This window comes from Streptomyces sp. NPDC001852 (assembly GCF_042891825.1).
Taxonomy (GTDB): Bacteria; Actinomycetota; Actinomycetes; order Streptomycetales; family Streptomycetaceae; genus Streptomyces.
Map to the genome: position 1 here is coordinate 1 of NZ_JBIATN010000032.1, position 18,451 is coordinate 18,451.

Here is an 18,451-nt window from a genome sequence, read left to right on the forward strand (position 1 = left end):
CCGACCGGCACACGTCCGCGAACTTCTCACACTGCTCTGCCTGTTCGGCCGTCAGCTCAAGCCGGTACCTGCGACCCGACAGCATAGGCCCCCCCACGCCAACTGATGTGATGACGCTAGCGCGGGCCACTGACAACGCAGCGAACTCCGCCGCTTCGCGGCTCCGGCACGAGGATGAGCCAACCCCGTCCTCAAGTACGGGGCTTGCGCTCAAGACATCCGGTCAACTGGCGCAGCCCTTCCCGGCGTAGGACTGTGTGCGATAGGAACCGCTGACGGGCGGGGTTGAGCAACCAGCTCCGCGCCAGGCTCCCCGCCCGTGCGGCAGGGCACCTGCCGCAGCATCCCGCGACGCGTCCGAGCTTGGCGTCGGGTTCGCACAGCGGGCAGGCCCGGACGCCTTGTGTGACCGCGTACCGCGCGGCGGCCTGGTCGATGTCCTTGCTGCGGCGTCCAGCAGTCTCCAGCCTGGACACACGGCGCCGCCGAGTCTTTGTTCAGTCCCATTCCAGCAGGCACTCGGGCGCCCGGCGGCCGGGCTTCTTCGCCGCGTTGCTGCTCCGTCTGCCGGCGTTGCTCGTCGGCGCTTCACTGGTCGATGACGGCCAGGTGTCGCGCAGTGGCTGAGCGCCGAAGGCCTGACGCGGGTCGACATCAGCCGGGGCCGCGACTACGTCTCGGCGACCGGGCCGGTCTCGACGGCCCGGTCGGCGTTCCGGGTGCGGATCAACCGCTACCGGACCGAAGACGCCAACGGCACACCGACGGTCGTTCAGTCCAACGACCGCGACGTGTCGGTCCCGGCCTCGCTCGCACCCGACGTCCTGGGCGTGACCGGGATGAGCGGCGCCCGTCCGGCCACATCCCGGAGCACGACCGTACGGGAAGGGCCGGGGCGGCCCCTCGCGGCGGCGCCGGCACCGACGTGCTCCCGGTACTGGGCGCAGCACACCCACACCCTCGCCCCGGCCTACCGGGGCAAGCGCCTCGAACGCGGTGGCCCCGCACCAGGCGAAACGATGGAGACCGCAGCACAGGCCCAGTACGAGGTCTGGGAGATGCTCCGAGCCATGAGAACCGCTATGCGCCATGACCTCGGTGTGTCGCATGAAGATTGAGGGCTGGCACTCAGCGCCGTGCGGGCTCTCTTGTCTACCTCGACCAGCCGAAAAATGATCGAGGCCGAGGTTAAAGCGCAAGCTTCAACGTTTCCGCGACGATTGGGAGGCTCGAGTGAGCACCCCTGTTCCCCGATCCCGCCGACGCCTGCGCGTCCCCGCGCCCGACACAGCCGCCGCGCCCCGCCAGCCGGTCGATCAGGCGAAGGTCGGCCCCCGCTCGGTCCGCCGGCGTGCCACGGGCATGAGTGCCACTGAGGCCGCGGCTGCTCGCCACCACCGGCGACGTCCAGACCCGTAGGCCGACGCCGTCGTCCAGGACGAGCTCGCCGCCGACGCCGAAGACGAACGGGCGCAGCAACTGCAGGACGAGCAGCACCGCCAGGAGCAGGAAGCCGAAGCCGCCCGCAGCGCCGCCCTCGCCCCGGACGTCCTGCGCCACGCCCTGCTGGGCACACTGGCCCGTACCGGCCTGCTGGACTTGTTCAGTGAGGATGAGCGGGCGGGCGTGGGCCGACTGCCCGGGCCCGACCCTGCGGCCGCGCTCGCCTTCAACGCGCTGCTCGCCCGCGCGTACAAGGCCGGCACCGCAGCTCGCGCGGGGACCGCATCATGACGGGCCGCCCGGAGGAACTGGTGGTTGCCACATGGGTCGAGCCGACTGCCCGGCGGCATCCGCCACAAGGCGCTCACCGCCGACGGGCAGGTCCAGGTCGAACTACACGCCTCCGCTCGGCGAGCCGTACTTCGAGGGCGACGACGCCTCCGATCACAACCCGATCGGCAACTACCCGCTGGGTAGGTGCTGGTATCGGGCTGGTATCGGGTGGATCGTCACCACCCGAACTCTCGTCAGGTCACGGCTCCTGGCGTCCAGCATCGCGACCATGTTCTTCGTGCGCGGCTGCGGCAGGGCGGACGCCGACGTGGCGGCGTTGAGGCACACGGGCGTTGGCGGGCATGACGAAGCCGGTGCCTCGCGTGAGGCACCGGCTCCAGGGCGAAACGGAAGGACTCGCTGTTCAGCGACGCTCGGTGAGAGCCCTTCTGCTCGGGGTCTGAACCGGTCGGACGCGGCGGGACGGTGCGACGCGCACATGTTCCTCGACGCCTGAACAGTCCACCGGGCCGATCGAAGGCGGCGTCACGCAGGGCGAGCGGGCCATTCCGACCACGGTGGCCTTGGACGGAGGTCCGCCGGATCTCACACCAGGCACGCCGTCGTGAACACATACGGCCAGCCGGCCTCCGGCAGCTCGGCGAGCGCCTTGCCGACCAGCTCCTCGGAGCGCCCGAGACCGTACACGGCGCGGTGTCGATCCAGTTGACGCCCGGCTCGACCGCCTGGTGCACGGTCTCGACCCCTGGGCGGAGCGCGTGGAGTTCGGCAAGGGGCGGAGTAGCGGTGGTCTTGTGTACGCTGCCGCCCAGCCGGCAGCAGCCTGCGCTCTCCTCTTCTGGGGGTACGACTTGAGAACGCGTTGGCGTGCTCTGATCTCCGCCTTCGCCGCGCTCGCGGCCACCACGATGACCACGCCGGCGCACCGGGCCGACGCGGCTCCGCCGCTCTTCGCCTGCTCCGGCAGTCCACGGGACTTCAACGTCGACAAGAAGGCCGACGTGTACGGGTTCGACCGCTCGGCGCGCATCTGGCTGATGCGGGGGACGGGGTCGGCGAGCGCCCCGTTCAGTCATCGGATCGCTGCGCAGGACCAGGGCACCTGGGACCACCACGACAACTTCACGTACGTCGGCAGGACGAGGAACTGGCCGTGCGCGGTGTACGCGCGCGACACCACAAACGGCACTCTGGAGGCCTTCGAGCCCGACCGGTACGGCCGCGTCCACGCGTTCTGGTCGAGCATCAACATGCGCGCCTACAGCATGTTCACCGGCGTCGGCGACCTGACGGGGAGCGGGTACGGCGACATGCTCGCCCGTGACAAGGCGGGGGCTCTCTGGCTCTTCCGCGGAGAGAACGGGCCCGACTACTGGGACGTCTTCAAACCACCCCTCCGCGTGCCCGGCACGTGGAAGTCCGTCACCGCGCTGGTGGGTGCTGGAGACGTGACTGGTGACGGAAGGCCCGATCTGCTCGCGCGGGACGGCACCGGAGTCCTGAGGCTCTACCCGGGCACCGGTCAGGCCACCAAGCCGTTCGGGCCCGCGGTCCGGCTGGGCGGCGACTGGAAGTGGGCGACGGCCTTCATCGGCGCAGGCGACTACACCGGTGACGGAAGGCCCGATCTGCTGGCCCGGGACGGCACCGGCCGGGTCTGGCTCTCGCCCGGCAGGCTTTCGTCGGCCGCACCCTTCGGCGGGCGCACGGTGGTCGGTACGGGCTGGGGCGCGTACACCTTCCTGTTCTAGTGCCGCATCAGGCAACGTTCGCCCGCTCCTCGTCCTGTGATGCCGGGGTGGCTGCGGTCAGTCGGTTGATGATCTCCTCGGCGGTCAGCACGAGCGCGAAGCCCTTGCGCAGGACGGCGAGTTCGGGTTCGTGCCTGGACTCGTCATCGGTGGCCGTGACGTCGGATCCGAAGACGACCTTGTAGCCGCGTTCGTATGCCTGCCGGGCGGTGGTGCCACAGCAGTAGTTGGTGAGCGTTCCCGTGACGATGACCGTGTCGCGGCCGAGGTTGCGCAGCATCGTGTCGAGCGGGGTGTCGTAGAACGCCCCGTAGGAGGGCTTGCGGATCACGGCCTCGTCGGGGCGGCGGCCCATCGGGGCCCACACCTCGGCAGGGCCTGGTCGGCGCCACTCGGTGTCGGCGTGCGGGAGGAACTGCAGGGCGTGCGGCCGGTCCAGGCCGAGATGGGTGTCATCGAAGATGGTCCAGAGCACCGGGACCGAGGCGCCCCGGCAGTCTTCGACCAGTTGCTGCAGCCGTGGCGCCATCCGAGTGGCCGCGGGCACCCAGTAGGGACTCCAGCCGGGCCGGACGAACTCGTCCTGCATGTCGATGACCAGCAGTGCTGTTCGTTCGGGCCGCACGCCGAACGATGCCCGGCCGCGCTCGTAGGCGTCACGCGCTCGCGTGGTCACCCATTCCTCGGTGTACATACCCTCGCCTCCTACATCGGTTCGAGGTACCTCGATTCGATGTGCGAGAGTAGCAGCATGCTCGAACTCGCGATCCTGGGATTCCTGGCTGAGGAGCCGCTGCACGGCTATCAACTGCGCTACCGCATAGCTCAGTTGTCGGGCCATGCCCGGCCGGTCAGCGACGGCAGCCTCTACCCGGCGATCAACCGGCTGGTCCGCGCCGGACTGCTCGATCGGCGGACCGAACCGGGCGCTTCGGCCGCTCGGCGGCACACCCTGCGCCTGACCGATGCCGGGCGCTGCGAGCTGCTGCGCCGACTGCGGGATGCCAACGGCCTGGACATCAGCGACAGCACTCGCTACTTCACGGTCCTGGCCTTCCTCTCCCATCTGCCCGACACCGCTGACCAGCACGCGGTACTGCGCCGCCGACTGGAGTTCCTCGAACAGCCGGCGAGCTTCTTCCACGATGGTGACCGCCCACTGGGTGTCGACGACACTGACGATCCGTACCGGCGCGGCATGCTGACCATCGCCCGTGCCACCAGCCGCGCGGAAAGGGCCTGGCTTCGGGAGGTGTTGGGCTGACGCGGGCACCACCAGCAGGTACCTCCCCCGTTCTCAACTCGGACCCTCTCCTTCCCGAGAGACTGTGCGGGTGGCAGAGCCAGTACGGGTCCGCGAGGCCGATGACGACGGGGGGCAGCGTCTGCTGCGGATCATCCGCCGGGGCACCGGCTCGGTGGTGACTTGGCGGCGGGCCCAGATGGTGCTGCTGTCCGCGCGCAGGGCATGGCCGTGGCGAAGATCGCCGAGGTGACCTTCACCAGCGACGACCGGGTCCGGGACGTGATCCACAACTTCAACGCCGACGGCTTCGACTCCCTCCCCCCCCAAGTACAAGGGCGGCTGACCGAGGACCTTCACGCTGCCCGAGCGCCGCGAGATCAAGAAGATCGCCAAGTCCAAGCCGGCCGGGCACGGCCTGCCGTTCTCGACGTGGAGCCTGGCCAAGCTGGCCGACTTCCTGGTCGCCGAGGCGGTGGTCGATGACATCAGCCACGAGGGCCTGCGGGTCCTGCTCCGCGAGGAGGGCGTCTCGTTTCAACGCATAAAGACCTGGAAGACCTCCCGTGACCGGGACTACGCCGCCAAGAAGGCCCGCGTCGAGCCCCAGCAAGCTCGGATGTCTGTGGATCATCGTGTCATGCGACTTGGTGGTCGTTCCTGGTTCCGGGGCGGCTTCTTCGGCGAGTTGGTCGCTGAGGATGGGCTGGCGGAACCCCGGTCGTAGAATCGGGCCATGGGTAGGACAGACCGCGCCAGCCGGGTGATCGCGGCACCACCGGCGACCGTCTACGGCGCCCTCCTTGACCGGGAGTCCCTCGAGGTCTGGCTGCCGCCGGACGGCATGCGCGGGCGGGTCGAGCGGTGGGATCCTCGGCCTGGTGGCGGGTTCCGGATGGTCCTCACCTATCTCGACCCCGCCGACAGCCCCGGCAAGACGTCAGATGCGACGGATGTCGTCGACGTCGGGTTCGCCGCCCTGGTGCCTCCGGAGCGCGTGGTGCAGCGGGCGGTGTTCGAGGCTGACGATCCATCGTACGCGGGCACCATGACGATGACTTGGCATCTCACTGCCGCCGGTGAGGGGACCGAGGTGACCGTCACCGCCACGGGCGTGCCACCCGGCATCAACCAAGCGGACCACGAGGCCGGGATCGCCTCCTCGCTGGCCAACCTGGCGTCCTACGTCGAAGCGGCCGACTGACTCAGTTCGGCTGTCGCGCTGGGCTCGGCCACGTCGTCGAGGAAGCGGTCGAGCACTCACATCCGTCATCGCGCGCATTCCATCAGATGACGGCGGAGGAATTGCCAAGATCAATGGAACTGGTGAGGTTGTTCAGGCTGCGTGGGCTTCGGGGCGTTCGACAAGGTGGCCGCGTTCGAAGCGGGCTCCGGCGCGGACGAGGGCGACGAGGTGGGGTGCGTTCATGGCCCGCCAGGGTGCCTGGGCGGACTCGACGGGCTTGAAGATCATCGCCAAGGCTGCCGCCGCGCTGCCGGTGCCCTTGGTGACCTTCGTGCGGAGCCGGAGGGTGGAGAAGGTCGACTCGATGGGGTTTGTACCCGGTATGAACATCGGTGGAGGCCCGTTCTGGTACCGGTAGTGACGGGACGTGGTTCTCGCCGAACGGTGCGACCGTCCGGGCCAGGGGCATCCGGGGATTCGGTATGGGCAGGCAGGTGTTGAACGATGGGCTGTGCGCCCGAGTTGGTAGTTGGCCGCCCCTGCGACCTGCCAGGATGCGCTGCGAGCGCGTCCGGCACGTTTGACACCGTCCGGCGGTGATACGCGTGCACCTTTGCCGTCGGCGTCCCGCACACCGGACACGGCACCGCCACATCCCGAGTGTGGGCCGCGACCACCACCGCTACTCGGCTTCACCACCGACTACGGGCCAGACCAGTTCGCTGGACACACCCATCCCTACTCTTCCGGCCGCTCCGGGTAGCCGTACGAGGTGGTCCAGTTCGCCAGGATGCGCTCGCGGATGTGGGCCGGCCAGCCGTTGGTGAAGCTGCCTTTGACCGGGCGCTGGTCCTTGGGGAAGCGGTCGGCGAGCAGGCAGTTGTGGACGACCTTACCGGCGCGGTAGGTGTGCTGTTCTTCCTCGGTGAGGTAGACGGAGAGTGCGGCGGTGGGTTTGGCGGGGAAGTGGACTTCGCCGCGTTCAGGGTGGGTGCGAGTGGCGAAGGCCCAGACGACGTCGTTGACGTCGGCGATGTCGATGTCGTCCTCGACGAGCAGTACCTTGGGGACGCCGAAGCCGGCCTTGCCGGTGAAGACGATGTCGCCGACCCGGCGGGCCAGTTCGGGGGAGGATGTGGCGAGCGTTTCGTGCCAGTCGGGGGTCACGGAGACGATCAGCCAGTGCAGGGCGGACTCGTAGGAGAACCAGGCGGAGGCTGCCGGCAGGCCGGCCTTGCGGAGTTGGTAGAGGATCTCGGCTGCATGCATGGTGCCGGTGCCGGTGTGGTCCTCCTCGACCGGCGGCCCGGCCGCGACGACCGGGAGGATCGCCCCGTGCCGGTGGGTGATCGCGCTGACGTGGAAGACCGGCTTGGGGGAGGCCTCGAAGCTGTTGTATCCGGGGTACTCGTTCATGGGACCTTCGTCGGCCGTCTCGTCGAAGGCGATGTGTCCTTCGATGACGATCTCGGCGGTGGCCGGCACGGACAGGTCCACGGTCTCGGCGGGGACGACCGCGATGCCCTCGCCGAACAGGGCGCCGACGAAGTGGCTTTCGTCCGCTCCTTCCGGCAGCGGCATCGCGCCCGCATACGGCAGTGCCGGCTCGACCCCGAGGGCGAGTGCGATCGGCATCGGCTCGCCGCGCTCGGCCCATTGGGTGCGGATGATGCCGAGGTGCTGGGGCCCGGGGATGAGGCAGGCGAGCCGGTTCCTGCCGGCGATCATCATGCGATTGATGGACCAGTTCGTCCAGGAACCGTCGGGCGTGCGGGCGATGTTCATGCCGTAGGTCTGGATGTACCGTCCGCCGTCGTTGCCGTGGATCAGCGGGGTAGGGAAGGCGAACAGGTCGATGGCGTCGCCGAGCAGGACGTTCTCCTTGCAGGGGGCTTCGGCTGCCGGGACCTGGATCGGCGGGATGCCAGGGCGGGCGCGGGCGGCGACCACGGCCTCCATGATGTCTCTGCCGGAGGTTTCGGCGGGCAGGCCGAGTGCGAGGGCGATCCGGGCCAGCCGGTGCCGGGGCCCGGACAGGCCGCCGGGCGCGCCGAGTACCCGGAAGCCGGTGCCGGTGTAGCCGGAGATCGTGTTGAACAGTGGGGCGGGGGCCTTGAGGTCGTAGGAGCGGCGGACGATCGCGCCGATCTCCAGGTTCCAGTCGACCTCGGCGTCGATCTCGTTGATCTCGCCGATCGCGTCCAGCTCCGCGATGAACTCACGCAGGCTGCGCAGATGCTTCATGGGATTCCTCGTCGTTCGGTCGCCGGGCGGCACTGCCGTCCCAGCGCGCAAGCTCGGATACCTCGATGCCCAGCAGATCAAGGGAGCGGCCGACGGTGTGGTCGATGATGTCCTCGACCGTGCCGGGCCGCAGGTAGAACGCGGGTACCGGAGGCATGACGATCCCGCCGGCCTCGGTCACCGCAGTCATGGCGCGCAGATGGGTGAGGGTCAACGGGGTCTCGCGGACCATCAGGACCAGGCGGCGGCGTTCCTTCAGCGTCACGTCCGCGGCGCGGGTGAGCAGGTTGTCGCCGCCCGCGAAGGCGATCGCGGACAGGGTGCGCACGGAGCAGGGCGCCACGATCATCCCGTCGGTGGGGAAGGAGCCCGAGGCGATCGCGGCCCCGACGTCGGCGGGCCGGTGGCTGACGTCTGCGAGGGCAGCCAGGTCACGGGCGCTCAGATCCGTCTCGTACGCCCTCGTCCGCTGGCCCGCGGGGGTCACGACCAGGTGCGTCTCCACGCCCGCCTTGCGGGCCAGTTCCAGCACGCGAACGCCGTAGGCGATGCCGGTCGCGCCGCTGATGCCCACCACCACACGACGCGGCTGGCCTGTCCGGCTGTTCAGTGGTCCGCCCCGCTCTGCCAGGCGGCCGCGTGTTCGGCTGCGAAGGCGGCGAACGACCGCGCCGGTCGGCCGGTCAGCTTCTCCACGTCCGTCGTGACGGCCGACGCGCCGTCGGCCGCGTACAGCCCGTACAGCTCGACCATGCCCTGCGCCCGCCAGGGATCCCACCCGTCGGCGAGCAGCCCGGCGAGAGCCGCTTGCGGGTCCGCCGCCTCGTACGTCACCGGGTGGCCGGCCGTCTGGCCGAGCACCTCGGCGATCTCGGCGTGCGTCAGCGCGGCCGGGCCGGTCAGCGTGTAGAAGGCGCCGTCGTGGCCGTCGCCGGTCAGCACCGCGACCGCGGCCTGCGCGACGTCCCGCGTGTCGACGTAGGACACCGCGCCCGTTCCGCCCGGCAGCGCCAGCCGGCCGCTGCGCACCGCCTCGGCCATGCCCAGGAAGTTCTGGAAGAAACCGTTCGGCGCCAGCACCGTCCAAGGGAGCCCGGACGCGCCCAGGTGCGCGAACCCGGCGGTGTGCGCGGTGAGGAACCGCACGCCCTCGCCATGCTGCCCGACCCCGGCGGCGGTGTGCAGCACGATCCGCGGGTGCCGCCCGGTGCGTACGGCGGCGTCGATCACGTTCCGTTCGTGCGCGTCCATCTCCGGGTGGACCGCGACCAGCAGATAGACGACGTCGGCGTCGGCCAGGGCCACGTCCAGCGAGGCCGGGTCGGTGAAATCGGCGGCCACCACCTCCACACCGGCGTCCCATCCGGCCGGTACCGCCGAGCCCGCCCGTACCAGCGCCCGGACGTGAGCGCCCTGCGCCCGCAGGCGGGTGACGACGTCCGATCCGACGGTTCCGGCCGCTCCGGTGACGACGATCATTCATTTCCCCCTGAGTCGACTGCCGCAGTGGTGCCTCGAACACCGCGGGGGACCGATCCAGTCGCCCGCGCCAACCAGACGATCTCAGCCGGGAGTTGCTGGAACAAGGCGGGATCGGTACACAATCGATCAGCCACACTCATTGATCAGGGGGCAGTGGAGTGGACCTGACGGAGATCGAGGCCTTCCTCACGCTGTCGGAGGAACTGCACTTCGGCCGCACCGCCGAGCGGTTGCTGCTGTCCCAGTCCCGGGTCAGCCAGCTGATCCGGTCGCTGGAACGCCGGATCGGCGCACCGCTGTTCACCCGCACCAGCCGCCGAGTCGCCCTGACCCCGCTGGGTGAGCACACCCGGCACACCCTCGGGGCGGCCTACACAAGTCTCAGAAAGAGCTACGAGGAGGCACGCGCGATCGCCCAGGGCGTGACCGGCACGCTCTGCGTCGGCTTCCTCGGCTGCCTCAACGGGCCGCCGCTGACCGAGCTGATGCTCGACTTCGGCCGCCGGCACCCGGCCTGCGAGATCACGGTCGCGGAAGTGCCCTGGACCGACCCCTACGGACCGCTGCGCAAAGGCGAGATGGACGTCGTGTTCACCCTGCTGCCACTGGACGAACCGGACCTGAAGGTGGGGACGGTCCTGGTGTCTCATGGCCGCGTGCTGGCCGTGGCCCGCGACCATCTGCTGGCGCGGCGGGACTCGGTAGATATCGAGGACCTGGCGGACTGGGTGCTGCTCGACGGCCCCGCCGAACTGCCCGAGGCCCTGCGGCACGGCTTCTGCCCGCCCTTCACCCCGCTGGGCCGGCCCCTGCGCCGCGGTCCGGGCGGCCGCACCTACCAGGAGGCGCTGCACCGGGTCGCCACCGGGGAACGCGTGTGGACCACTCACGAGGGGCTCTTCCAGACTTACGCGCACCCCGGAGTGGTCCACCGTCCGTTGACCGGCCTACCCCCGGCCAGCGGCGCGCTGGTGTGGCGTGCGGACGCGGAAACCGCCAAGTTGCGCGCCTTCACGGCGCTGGGCACGCAGATGGTCTCCGGCTGGACCGGGTGAGGAGCCGGGTCGCCGGGTTCTCCGCGACGTCGAGGGCGCGCTTCCAGCCGAGCAGCGGCACGACCTTCGCTGCGTTCTCCGGCGCCTGCAGAAAACGGGCGCTCGCGCGGAGGCGTTCACCGGCACGGCGGGGGTCTGCAGCTGGGCGGAACTTGGCCACGGCCTCGGGGAGCACTGGGTAGTACACCCAGGTGGCGCGCCACTCGGAGCTGGCCAGCAAGGCCTCGCGCAGCACCGTCAGATGGTGGGAGACAGCCGGTTGCAAGACGTCGAACGGTCCGATCAGGTCGCACACGCACGCCTCCCCGCCCTCCCGCGCAGTCGACGCACTGACCATGGTCGAGCAGGTCGAACAGGATGTGCCGTACCCGCTCGGCATCGTCGGCGGCCTCCTCCTTCGACGTGGCGAAAGCAGCGGCGGTGAGCTCTGCCATGGACGCGATCGTCTTCGGTACCGCCACCCGCTTCGGGAACATCTAGTCCCAGCGGAAGCAGTTCATCGACACCCTGGGCGGCCTGTGGGCACAGGGCAAGCTGGCCAACAAGGTCTTCAGCGGCTTCGTGACGACCGCGACGGCCCACGGCGGCCAGGAGTCGACGCTGCTTGCCCTGTACGACTCCATCCACCATTTCGGCGGCATCATTGTGTCCCCGGGCTGCACCGACCCCGTCGAGTTCGTCGACGGCAACCCCTACGGCACCTCGCAGGTCGACGCCCAGGGCAACAACCCGGTCGGCGAGCACACTCGCAACGCCGCCCGCCACCAGGCCGAGCGCGTGGTCCAGGTCGCTGCCGCCCTAGAGGCCGGTCTCGCCTGACCTGCCCCGCAACGCGGCGGTCCCAGGTCCGCCGTGGGCCTGTCCGCACCGTGAGTCCGGCAGCCGCCGCGCTGCCGGACTCACGGCGCGCGCTTTCCCGGGCCGCCGGCCGGGTGAGCGCGTGGAGGGGGCACCTCGACGCCGCCGCCGTGGTGCGGAAGGCTGACACGGCAGGCGGGTGACAACCGGCCGTCACAACGTCGTCCATGGCGACGTCGGCCCGCTGTGCCCCCGGATCGGTCCCGGTGGAGGGCGGGACGTGGGAGGCAGGCAGTCCCGGGGAGGGCCCGTCGGTCGGGTCGGAGCGGTGAAGTGCGCGCGTCTCCACACGTGTGAGGACGTGGCGCTCCATCTCGACGGCCGGTTCCGTAAGGGGACTTGTGACCCTCGGCATGCGCAGCGTGGGGGATGTGGATCATTCGGGACGAGGACGGATCGCGGAAGATGCCCGACGTGCTCGGGAGGCCCTCAGCCGGCTTCGTCTCCGTGGAAGGTGGCGAAGGAACCGACGGGTTCGCGCCGGGTGCGCAGCCGGTTCAGGCGGTGCGCGGGGTCGGCGTACCCGAGGGCGACTGCGCAGACGATCAGCTGGTCGTCGGGGATCAGCAGGTGCCGGCGCAGCACGGGAGAGAAGTCGATGAGGGATGCCTGGGGGCAGGTGTCCAGGCCGTCGCCGCGCGCGGCGAGCATCAGGGCCTGCAGGAAGAGGCCTGCGTCGAGGAGGGCGCTCTGCAACGGATGGCGGCTGGTCGTGAGGACGATGCCGACGGGCGCGCCGAAGAAGTCGTAGTTCCGCCGGTGGTGGTCGAGCCGTGCCCCGGTGTCGTCGGACCGGATCCCGAGCGTGTCGCGGTAGAGGCTCTCACCGAACCGGCGGCGTCGTGACCGGAACGGCTCGCACCAACCGTCCTGCTCCGGCTGGTAGGCGTAGTCCCGTCCCCGCCCCTCGTCGTCGCCGGCATGAGCCTGCAGGAGGGCGGCCGTGAGTGAGCGTTTCGCCGCCCCGGTCACGACGTGGACCTGCCAGGGCTGGCAGTTGGAGTTGCTGGCGGACCGCGCCGCCAGCGCCAGCAGCCGCTCGACCCTGGGCCGGGGGACGGGTGTCGGCAGGAACGCTCGCACGCTGTGCCGGGTGCGGAGGGCGGACTCCACCGTGACCGGGGCGGCGGCGGGGGCGGGTGCCGTGGCCGGAGTGTGGTTCATGATCCTTCCATGGGCAGATCGAGGGATGGGTGGTGGGGGAGGAGAGGCGTCCGGCCGGCTGGGGAACGGCGTGCTCGTCGTTGCGCCCCTCACGGCCGGGCGGTACCCCGGCGACGGTGCCGTCCGGCTCGCACCGCCGGGTTCGTGGCCTCGCCCGGGCCCGGGCGTTCGGGTCCGCGGCGGCGCCGGGGCTCGCTACGCCGTGGCCGATCAACCGCTGGGCCGTCTTCATGTGAGGCTCTCGCCTTCGGTTGCGTGACCGCGCTCCGTATGGCGCGTCACGCTAGGCCTCGATTCAGTTACAGTCAAGAGCTGTAAATAAATCGGGCTGACCCGTCCGGTGAAGGCGCTGCGGGTGACAGGCCGGAGTTCGCGTAATGTGCCGATGCGGCGGGGCCTGATGGGCAACCGGCTCCCGCCGGCTTGTGTGGGAAGGAATGAGATGGCGAAGGCGAAGGCGACGCGTTCCGATGAACGGGCCGGCGGGCGCGGCGGGCGCTCGGGAGCGGAGCCGGCGGCGCCTGCCGGCGGACGGCCCAGGGACCCGGCGATCGAGGAGGCGATCATTCAGGCCACGCGCAAGCGGCTGGCCACCGACGGCTACTCCTCCATGACGATCGGGGACATCGTCGCGGACGCCGGTGTCACCCGGCCGACCCTGTACCGGCGGTGGGCGAACAAGTACGACCTCGTCATCGACGCCCTGGAATACGGACTGCGCAAGCAGCGCGAGGCCTACCCTCCGCTGGACATGGAGCAGTTGGCCCCATGTGAGGCACTCGTCGAAGCGGTACGGCGTCTCGACCCCCGCTACCACAACGAGCGGGCCATGGCCCTGCACGGCAACTTCATGGCGGAGGTGGAGCGGGCGCCAGGCCTGCTGGAGCAGTTGCGGGAGTACGGCGTGCGGCCCCGCTGCGAGGAACTGCTGATGACGCTGGTCTCGCTGCAGCGCCGCGGTGCCGTGCGTGAGGACGTGGACCTGGACATGGTCGTCACCCTTTGCTTCGGCAGCTACTTCGCCGACTACCTGCGGACCGGCCGCGAGGTCCAGGACGACTTCGCGGAACGGGTCGTCGCCACGGTCTGGCCGGCGATCGCTGTGGACGGCGAGGTCCGCCCCGTCTGAGAGTGGCCCTCGGGGGCGGCGTCGGGCAGGCGCGGGTCCCGGACGGCGTCGGGCAGGCGCTGCATCAGGGCCCACGGCAACTTTCGTTACAGCTATTGACTGTAACGAAAGACGGCGGCATCGTTCTCATGTCAGACCTCAGACCCAGGGGCAACACGAGAGGACTCCGCGCATGAGCGAGGACAGCCGCAAGGCACTGATAGACCGCAGCATCCCGTTCCTGGCCGAGGTCAGGAACCGTACGGCCGGCAACGACCTGGAGAGCTGGCTGAACACCACCTACGGACCCGACAGCGAGCTCTACCAGGACCTCGCGCGCCTGATCAAGATCGGTGTCCTGGAGGAGGGCTGGGCGGCGAACATCGAGGTCGACGGGCCCCGCTACCGCCGCAGCCTCATCGCCGAACCGACTGCGGAGACCCACTACTTCAGCATCACGGCCGTCTACATGGACAGTGTCGAGCGCTACCGGGGCCAGTACCACGCGCACCCGTACGGTGAACTGAACCTCGTCGCCCCCGTAGACCCCGGAGCCCAGCTGGCGGGGCCGAACGGCTGGCAGGGAGCGGGCTGGACCGCGCCCGCCCCGGGCAGCCACCACTACCCCGAGGTACGGGGAGGCGCGCTGATCGCCCTCTTCTACCTGCCCGCCGGACGCATCTCGTACGACATCCGTCCTTCCCGGTCCGCCGCTGCCGTCGCATAGGAAGGCGCCACAACGAGCCGCTCGCCCCTCCCGCGGCACCGCGACTTCCGGCACCACCCGTCGGCTCCGGTAACCGTGAAGGGGGGTGAGGCTCGCGCCTTCCTCGGCTCGCTCGCCGGGAGCACTTCACGCCGTTCCCGCTCCCGCGGCAGCCAACGGGTCAGAGAGGACGCGGCGCTCGGCGGAATGCCGCGTCGGCGGCCTCGGTTCTTTCCCTGCGTAGTGGTGGACGGTGTACAGGGGTGAGAGAGGATCGTTGCGGCCATGGCCCTTTCCGTCGGTCTCGCCGTTCTCGCGGCCTGCAGCAATGCCCTCGGAACGGTGCTGCAAAGGCGTGCCGCGCTGACCGTCCCCGCGTCGACGTCACTGCGCCTCGGGCTGCTGGCCGATCTGCTGCGGACGCCCGTCTGGCTCGCGGGCATCGTCGGTGTGACGCTGTCGGCGATACTCCAGGCGCTCGCCCTGGCTTCCGGTTCACTCGCCGCCGTCCAGCCCGTCTTCATCCTGGAGCTTCCGCTGGCCCTCGTGATCGGCGGGTTGGTCTTCCATGTGCGCCGGTCACGCAAGTCCTGGGCGTCGGTGACGTGCATCGCCGCCGGGCTCGCCGCCTTCCTGTTCTCGCTTGCACCTTCCGGCGGACGCGCTGAGGTACCGGTCCTCTGGTGGGCACCGACCGTCGTCGTCACCGGTGCCCTGGGCGCGGCGCTCGTGCTGACCGCCCGTGCCCGGCCTTTCGGCCGGGCACGGGCGGCCTGCCTGGCCGCCGGTGCGGCTCTCGGCAACGCGCTCGCCGCGGCGCTGATGAAGTCGGCCATGGGCGTACTGGACGATCAGGGAGTCGTGGCGTTCCTCCTGTCGTGGCAGACGTACGGCTTCGCGGTGATCGGAGCCGCGTCCCTCTTCCTGCTGGGCACCGCGATGCAGGCCGGCCCGCTGATCGCCTCCCAGCCCGCTCTGACCCTCACCGACGCCGTGACCGGTGTCGTGCTGGGAGTCACGCTCTACGCCGAGCAGCCCCGTACGGGATTGTGGATCCTGCCGGCCCTGCTCGGCTTCGGCCTGCTCACCTACGGTGTCTTCACGCTCTCCCGGACACGTTGCCTGGCGGACTGCCTGAACGTCGACGAGGAGGCGCCGGACCAGACGGAGCAGGCCGCGGTGTAGCGCCGCGTCGCCGCGTGCGGTCAGCCGATGCGGAGGTCGGCGATCAGGCCGCCGCGCAGGCGGAAGGTCATGGGCCCGGTGCCGTTGTACCGGTTGCTGGTGACCTTCAGCGTGACGGCATAACGGTCCTGGGCCGGACCGGCCACCGCATCGATCAGCTCGAAGTGGGCCTGCACCCTGATGTTGTCGGTGCGGTCCCAGTCGCGCACACGGTCACGTCCGTGGAACGCGCGCCCGTAGTCGTAGAGGTGGGCGTCCTCGGCGAAGGCGGCGGCGAAGGCCTCGCTGTCGCCGCGGTTGGTGGCTTCGATGAAGGTGCCGATGGCGGCGGGGACGTCGACCGCGCTGTAGTGCCGATTGACCGCCACCCACCGGGCCGACGGCGGGAAGGGAAGCCCGGTTCGCTCGCCCAAGGCCCCCTTCGGGCCTCATGAGTGAGTGACTGCCGACCTGCGAGAGCCCGCGTCATGGCTTGTCGCGCACGGGCGTGCCGAGCGTCCGAGCCAGCCCCTGGATGCTCTGGTCCACGCGTTGCAGGTGCCGTAGCACCCGCAGCGTCATGTGGACGTCCTCGGTACGTGTCCCGTCCCCGCCCACCGGGAACCAGGCGAGGACGCCCGGACCGCGCTCGAGCGCCGTGCCGCCCTCGCCTCCCCCGGCCACCTGGCTGATCAGGGCCGCCAGGTTGCGGTCGATGCGGCCGGCCTCGTCCCTGAGGTACGGACCGGCGCGGAGGCGGATCCCAGCCGGCATCGGTGCGGCGGTGCCCGCCAGGCTGCGGGTCTGCAAGGCCGCGGTCTCAAGCAGCCCCAGCACCGCGAGCGCGGCGCGCCGCCGGGACCGCAACGGGCTGATCGGAGTGATCAGCGGCTGCATGGACAGGCGCAGGCTGTCCAGGGCCGAATCCAGCGCGCGGGCCGGGCCGAGCAGATCCCCGACGGGCTCGCCGCCCAACCGGGCCAGCGACTGGCAGAGCACCGCGCGCAGCCGCTCCAGCACCTCGCGAAGCAACCGGTCCGTGTGCTCCCGGGTTCGCGTCGGCAGCACGAGCAGTGCCGCGGCCAGCCCGCACGCGATCCCCAGCGCGGTTTCCTCGATCCGCACCAACAGAACGCCCGGAGTGAGGGCGTGGAGCAGGGTGTACAGCATGCCGATCATCGTGGTGACAATGAAGGACATCAGCGTGTAGGACACCGCGGTCGTGTAGTACATCCCGAACACGCCCAGAATCGCCAAGGCGAATGCCAGCCGGGGATCGTTACCGATCAGGGCGGCGAGTGCGAGCGCGGCGACGGCACCCATCACCGTGCCGAGCAGCCGGCGGTATCCCCGGACCAGGATCTCACCGGTGGAGGAGGTGCTGATGTACACCACCCAGCACGTGAACACCGCCCAGTACCAGCGCTGCGGCGACAGCAGATCACCGCCGCCGATGGCCAGCGCCGATCCGGTGGCCACCTGGAGCGCGGTCCGGGTGGTGGGACGGACGCGGGTGCCCTCCAGCCCCCGTGCGACGTCCTTCGCCGGGCCGGAGTCCTGCGCATCGAGCCCTCCGGTGCACCGTGGCGCCTCGGGGCAGTCCTTGGGAGCCGAGGTGGGCGCGTCGGCGGCGAGGCGCAGGTCGCGCAGTGTGCGCGCGAAGTCCTCGACGGAGCGCAAGATGTCAGCCGTAGCCGGGGCGGCGTCGGACCGGTACTCGTCGTTGCGGTGGCCGAGCAGCCCGTCGCGGACCAAAGCGGGATCGGTGGGCGCCGGTCGCGGCCGACCGGGACCGATCGTCGCGCGCAGCCCGCGCAGCTCCGAGACCAGTGCGGGCGGCGCCGCCGCGTCCCGGGCGGCGAGGCGGGAGCCGGCACGGCGGCCCTTCGTCAGATGCCGGGTCAACGTGTCCATGTCGGCACCGGGCCACAAGAGCCGCATCACGAGGATGGCCAGCCGTTCCGCGGCCGTCTCTGCTGCTGCCACGCGGCGCTGGATCGCGCTGGCCGTGCACCGGTCCGGCGCTCCGGTGACCAGCCAGTTCTGGATCATCAACGCGCCCGTGTGCAGCCGGGCCGCATGCCGGCGCAGGTCGTCGACCGCCCGCTCGGCCCGCAGCGCCTCCTGTCCGCCTTCCGCCATCTCGATCAGTGCGTCCAGGACCAGCCCCAGCTGCAGGAGGAAAGCCCGGTGCAGCCGTGCCAGCGTCCGCTCCGGCGGCGAGCGCAGGATGGCGAAGCGGACCACCGCCGAGCTGCCGAAGGCCACCAGGACGGCCGGGCACAGCTGCGGCAGCTGCTCCAGGCGGGTCTCGATGAACTGGGTCACGAAGAACAACTGGAAGGCGAAGACGCCCAGCGTGGTCGCGCGCGGGCCCCGCCGCCGGATGTAGATGGCCGCGAAGATCAGCACGACGAACACCGCGTCCGCCAGGACCCGGTACGGCGTCAGCGCACTACCGAGCGCCATGACCGCCAGCGCAAGGGGCATTCCGGCCGCAAGGGTCAGCGCCTGGTCCTGCGGTCGGCGCTCGGTGACCGCCACCGTGCTGACCATGGCGGTGAGAGCACCCGCCACCAGGGTCGGCACCGGCGCGTGCATCGCCGCGAGCGCACCGAGCGTCAGCAGCACCGCGCAGACCGCGCTGAGCGCGGACAGCAGCCGGAGCAGTCCGGGATCGGATGCCACGAACCGGTCCCGGACGCCCGCCGGCCTCACTCGTGCCCCATACACGCTCCGGCCTCTCCCCTCAC

The 18,451-nt window shown here is 70.5% G+C and carries 20 protein-coding genes and 3 pseudogenes; 11 read left to right on the plus strand and 12 right to left on the minus strand.

What is annotated here, in order from left to right:
* Together ACFYZB_RS37895 and ACFYZB_RS37900 are read right to left on the minus strand one after the other, a co-directional pair.
* Positions 1-85 (minus strand): helix-turn-helix domain-containing protein (locus ACFYZB_RS37895; RefSeq protein ID WP_388766411.1); only part of this gene is annotated, 85 nt, incomplete at its 3' end.
* A 106-nt stretch (positions 86-191) separates the two neighbouring features.
* Positions 192-476: a DUF6233 domain-containing protein gene (locus tag ACFYZB_RS37900; protein WP_388766225.1), complete on the minus strand. Its 285-nt coding sequence runs from the start codon at positions 474-476 to the stop codon at positions 192-194.
* A gap of 147 nt (positions 477-623) precedes the next feature.
* On the opposite strand from ACFYZB_RS37900, the gene ACFYZB_RS37905 reads away from it, so the two are divergent.
* Positions 624-1,118, plus strand: a complete 495-nt coding sequence (locus ACFYZB_RS37905; RefSeq protein WP_388766413.1) for a protease pro-enzyme activation domain-containing protein — start codon at positions 624-626, stop codon at positions 1,116-1,118.
* A 70-nt stretch (positions 1,119-1,188) separates the two neighbouring features.
* Here ACFYZB_RS37905 and ACFYZB_RS37910 read toward each other — a convergent pair whose 3' ends face one another.
* On the minus strand, positions 1,189-1,560 hold the full coding sequence (locus tag ACFYZB_RS37910; RefSeq protein ID WP_388766227.1) for a hypothetical protein: 372 nt from the start codon (positions 1,558-1,560) through the stop codon (positions 1,189-1,191).
* 39 nt (positions 1,561-1,599) lie between these two features.
* On the opposite strand from ACFYZB_RS37910, the gene ACFYZB_RS37915 reads away from it, so the two are divergent.
* Together ACFYZB_RS37915 and ACFYZB_RS37920 are read left to right on the plus strand one after the other, a co-directional pair.
* On the plus strand, positions 1,600-1,734 hold the full coding sequence (locus ACFYZB_RS37915; protein ID WP_388766228.1) for a hypothetical protein: 135 nt from the start codon (positions 1,600-1,602) through the stop codon (positions 1,732-1,734).
* Positions 1,735-2,588: 854 nt separating this feature from the next.
* On the plus strand, positions 2,589-3,488 hold the full coding sequence (locus ACFYZB_RS37920) for an FG-GAP repeat domain-containing protein (RefSeq protein ID WP_388766231.1): 900 nt from the start codon (positions 2,589-2,591) through the stop codon (positions 3,486-3,488).
* Between the two features lie 7 nt (positions 3,489-3,495).
* Here ACFYZB_RS37920 and ACFYZB_RS37925 read toward each other — a convergent pair whose 3' ends face one another.
* On the minus strand, positions 3,496-4,182 hold the full coding sequence (locus ACFYZB_RS37925) for a cysteine hydrolase family protein (protein WP_388766232.1): 687 nt from the start codon (positions 4,180-4,182) through the stop codon (positions 3,496-3,498).
* A 57-nt stretch (positions 4,183-4,239) separates the two neighbouring features.
* Between ACFYZB_RS37925 and ACFYZB_RS37930 the strand changes: the two genes are divergently transcribed.
* From ACFYZB_RS37930 to ACFYZB_RS37940, 3 genes and pseudogenes are all read left to right on the plus strand, one after another.
* Complete coding sequence (locus ACFYZB_RS37930; RefSeq protein WP_388766234.1) at positions 4,240-4,752, plus strand: PadR family transcriptional regulator; 513 nt, start codon at positions 4,240-4,242, stop codon at positions 4,750-4,752.
* 70 nt (positions 4,753-4,822) lie between these two features.
* Positions 4,823-5,335 (plus strand): annotated as a pseudogene (locus ACFYZB_RS37935) (transposase); the annotation flags it as partial.
* A 132-nt stretch (positions 5,336-5,467) separates the two neighbouring features.
* Positions 5,468-5,935: an SRPBCC family protein gene (locus tag ACFYZB_RS37940; protein WP_388766235.1), complete on the plus strand. Its 468-nt coding sequence runs from the start codon at positions 5,468-5,470 to the stop codon at positions 5,933-5,935.
* A gap of 132 nt (positions 5,936-6,067) precedes the next feature.
* Here ACFYZB_RS37940 and ACFYZB_RS37945 read toward each other — a convergent pair.
* The 4 genes and pseudogenes from ACFYZB_RS37945 to ACFYZB_RS37960 all read right to left on the minus strand — a co-directional run.
* Positions 6,068-6,292, minus strand: a pseudogene (locus ACFYZB_RS37945) (IS256 family transposase); the annotation flags it as partial.
* Positions 6,293-6,655: 363 nt separating this feature from the next.
* Positions 6,656-8,161, minus strand: coding sequence for a UbiD family decarboxylase (locus tag ACFYZB_RS37950; protein WP_388766236.1), 1,506 nt, complete (start codon positions 8,159-8,161; stop codon positions 6,656-6,658).
* Positions 8,136-8,738, minus strand: coding sequence for a UbiX family flavin prenyltransferase (locus tag ACFYZB_RS37955; protein WP_388766238.1), 603 nt, complete (start codon positions 8,736-8,738; stop codon positions 8,136-8,138). The genes ACFYZB_RS37950 and ACFYZB_RS37955 overlap by 26 nt, the downstream gene beginning before the upstream one ends.
* A 29-nt stretch (positions 8,739-8,767) precedes the next feature.
* Positions 8,768-9,640: an SDR family oxidoreductase gene (locus ACFYZB_RS37960; RefSeq protein WP_388766239.1), complete on the minus strand. Its 873-nt coding sequence runs from the start codon at positions 9,638-9,640 to the stop codon at positions 8,768-8,770.
* A gap of 161 nt (positions 9,641-9,801) precedes the next feature.
* On the opposite strand from ACFYZB_RS37960, the gene ACFYZB_RS37965 reads away from it, so the two are divergent.
* Complete coding sequence (locus ACFYZB_RS37965) at positions 9,802-10,698, plus strand: LysR family transcriptional regulator (RefSeq protein WP_388766240.1); 897 nt, start codon at positions 9,802-9,804, stop codon at positions 10,696-10,698.
* On the opposite strand, the gene ACFYZB_RS37970 is transcribed toward ACFYZB_RS37965, so the two are convergent.
* Entirely contained in the window at positions 10,655-10,993 is a 339-nt protein-coding gene (locus ACFYZB_RS37970; protein ID WP_388766242.1) for a hypothetical protein, read from the minus strand. The genes ACFYZB_RS37965 and ACFYZB_RS37970 overlap by 44 nt on opposite strands.
* A 140-nt stretch (positions 10,994-11,133) precedes the next feature.
* Here ACFYZB_RS37970 and ACFYZB_RS37975 point away from each other — a divergent pair.
* A pseudogene (locus ACFYZB_RS37975) lies at positions 11,134-11,517 on the plus strand (NAD(P)H dehydrogenase); the annotation flags it as partial.
* Between the two features lie 468 nt (positions 11,518-11,985).
* Here ACFYZB_RS37975 and ACFYZB_RS37980 read toward each other — a convergent pair.
* Positions 11,986-12,720 carry a nitroreductase gene (locus ACFYZB_RS37980; protein WP_388766244.1) on the minus strand — a complete coding sequence of 245 codons (735 nt, stop codon included), beginning with the start codon at positions 12,718-12,720 and terminating at the stop codon, positions 11,986-11,988.
* Between the two features lie 442 nt (positions 12,721-13,162).
* Here ACFYZB_RS37980 and ACFYZB_RS37985 point away from each other — a divergent pair, with 442 nt between their 5' ends.
* From ACFYZB_RS37985 to ACFYZB_RS37995, 3 genes are all read left to right on the plus strand, one after another.
* Entirely contained in the window at positions 13,163-13,849 is a 687-nt protein-coding gene (locus tag ACFYZB_RS37985) for a TetR/AcrR family transcriptional regulator (protein WP_388766245.1), read from the plus strand.
* Between the two features lie 172 nt (positions 13,850-14,021).
* Entirely contained in the window at positions 14,022-14,555 is a 534-nt protein-coding gene (locus ACFYZB_RS37990) for a DUF4863 family protein (RefSeq protein WP_388766246.1), read from the plus strand.
* A 264-nt stretch (positions 14,556-14,819) separates the two neighbouring features.
* Positions 14,820-15,719 (plus strand): DMT family transporter, encoded by a 900-nt coding sequence (locus ACFYZB_RS37995; protein WP_388766248.1) that lies wholly within the window; start codon positions 14,820-14,822, stop codon positions 15,717-15,719.
* A 20-nt stretch (positions 15,720-15,739) separates the two neighbouring features.
* Here the strand turns inward: ACFYZB_RS37995 and ACFYZB_RS38000 are convergent, their stop codons facing one another.
* Together ACFYZB_RS38000 and ACFYZB_RS38005 are read right to left on the minus strand one after the other, a co-directional pair.
* Positions 15,740-16,132 carry a nuclear transport factor 2 family protein gene (locus tag ACFYZB_RS38000; protein ID WP_388766249.1) on the minus strand — a complete coding sequence of 131 codons (393 nt, stop codon included), beginning with the start codon at positions 16,130-16,132 and terminating at the stop codon, positions 15,740-15,742.
* A gap of 52 nt (positions 16,133-16,184) precedes the next feature.
* Positions 16,185-18,386: an FUSC family protein gene (locus ACFYZB_RS38005; RefSeq protein WP_388766251.1), complete on the minus strand. Its 2,202-nt coding sequence runs from the start codon at positions 18,384-18,386 to the stop codon at positions 16,185-16,187.
* Between the last annotated feature and the right edge of the window lie 65 nt (positions 18,387-18,451).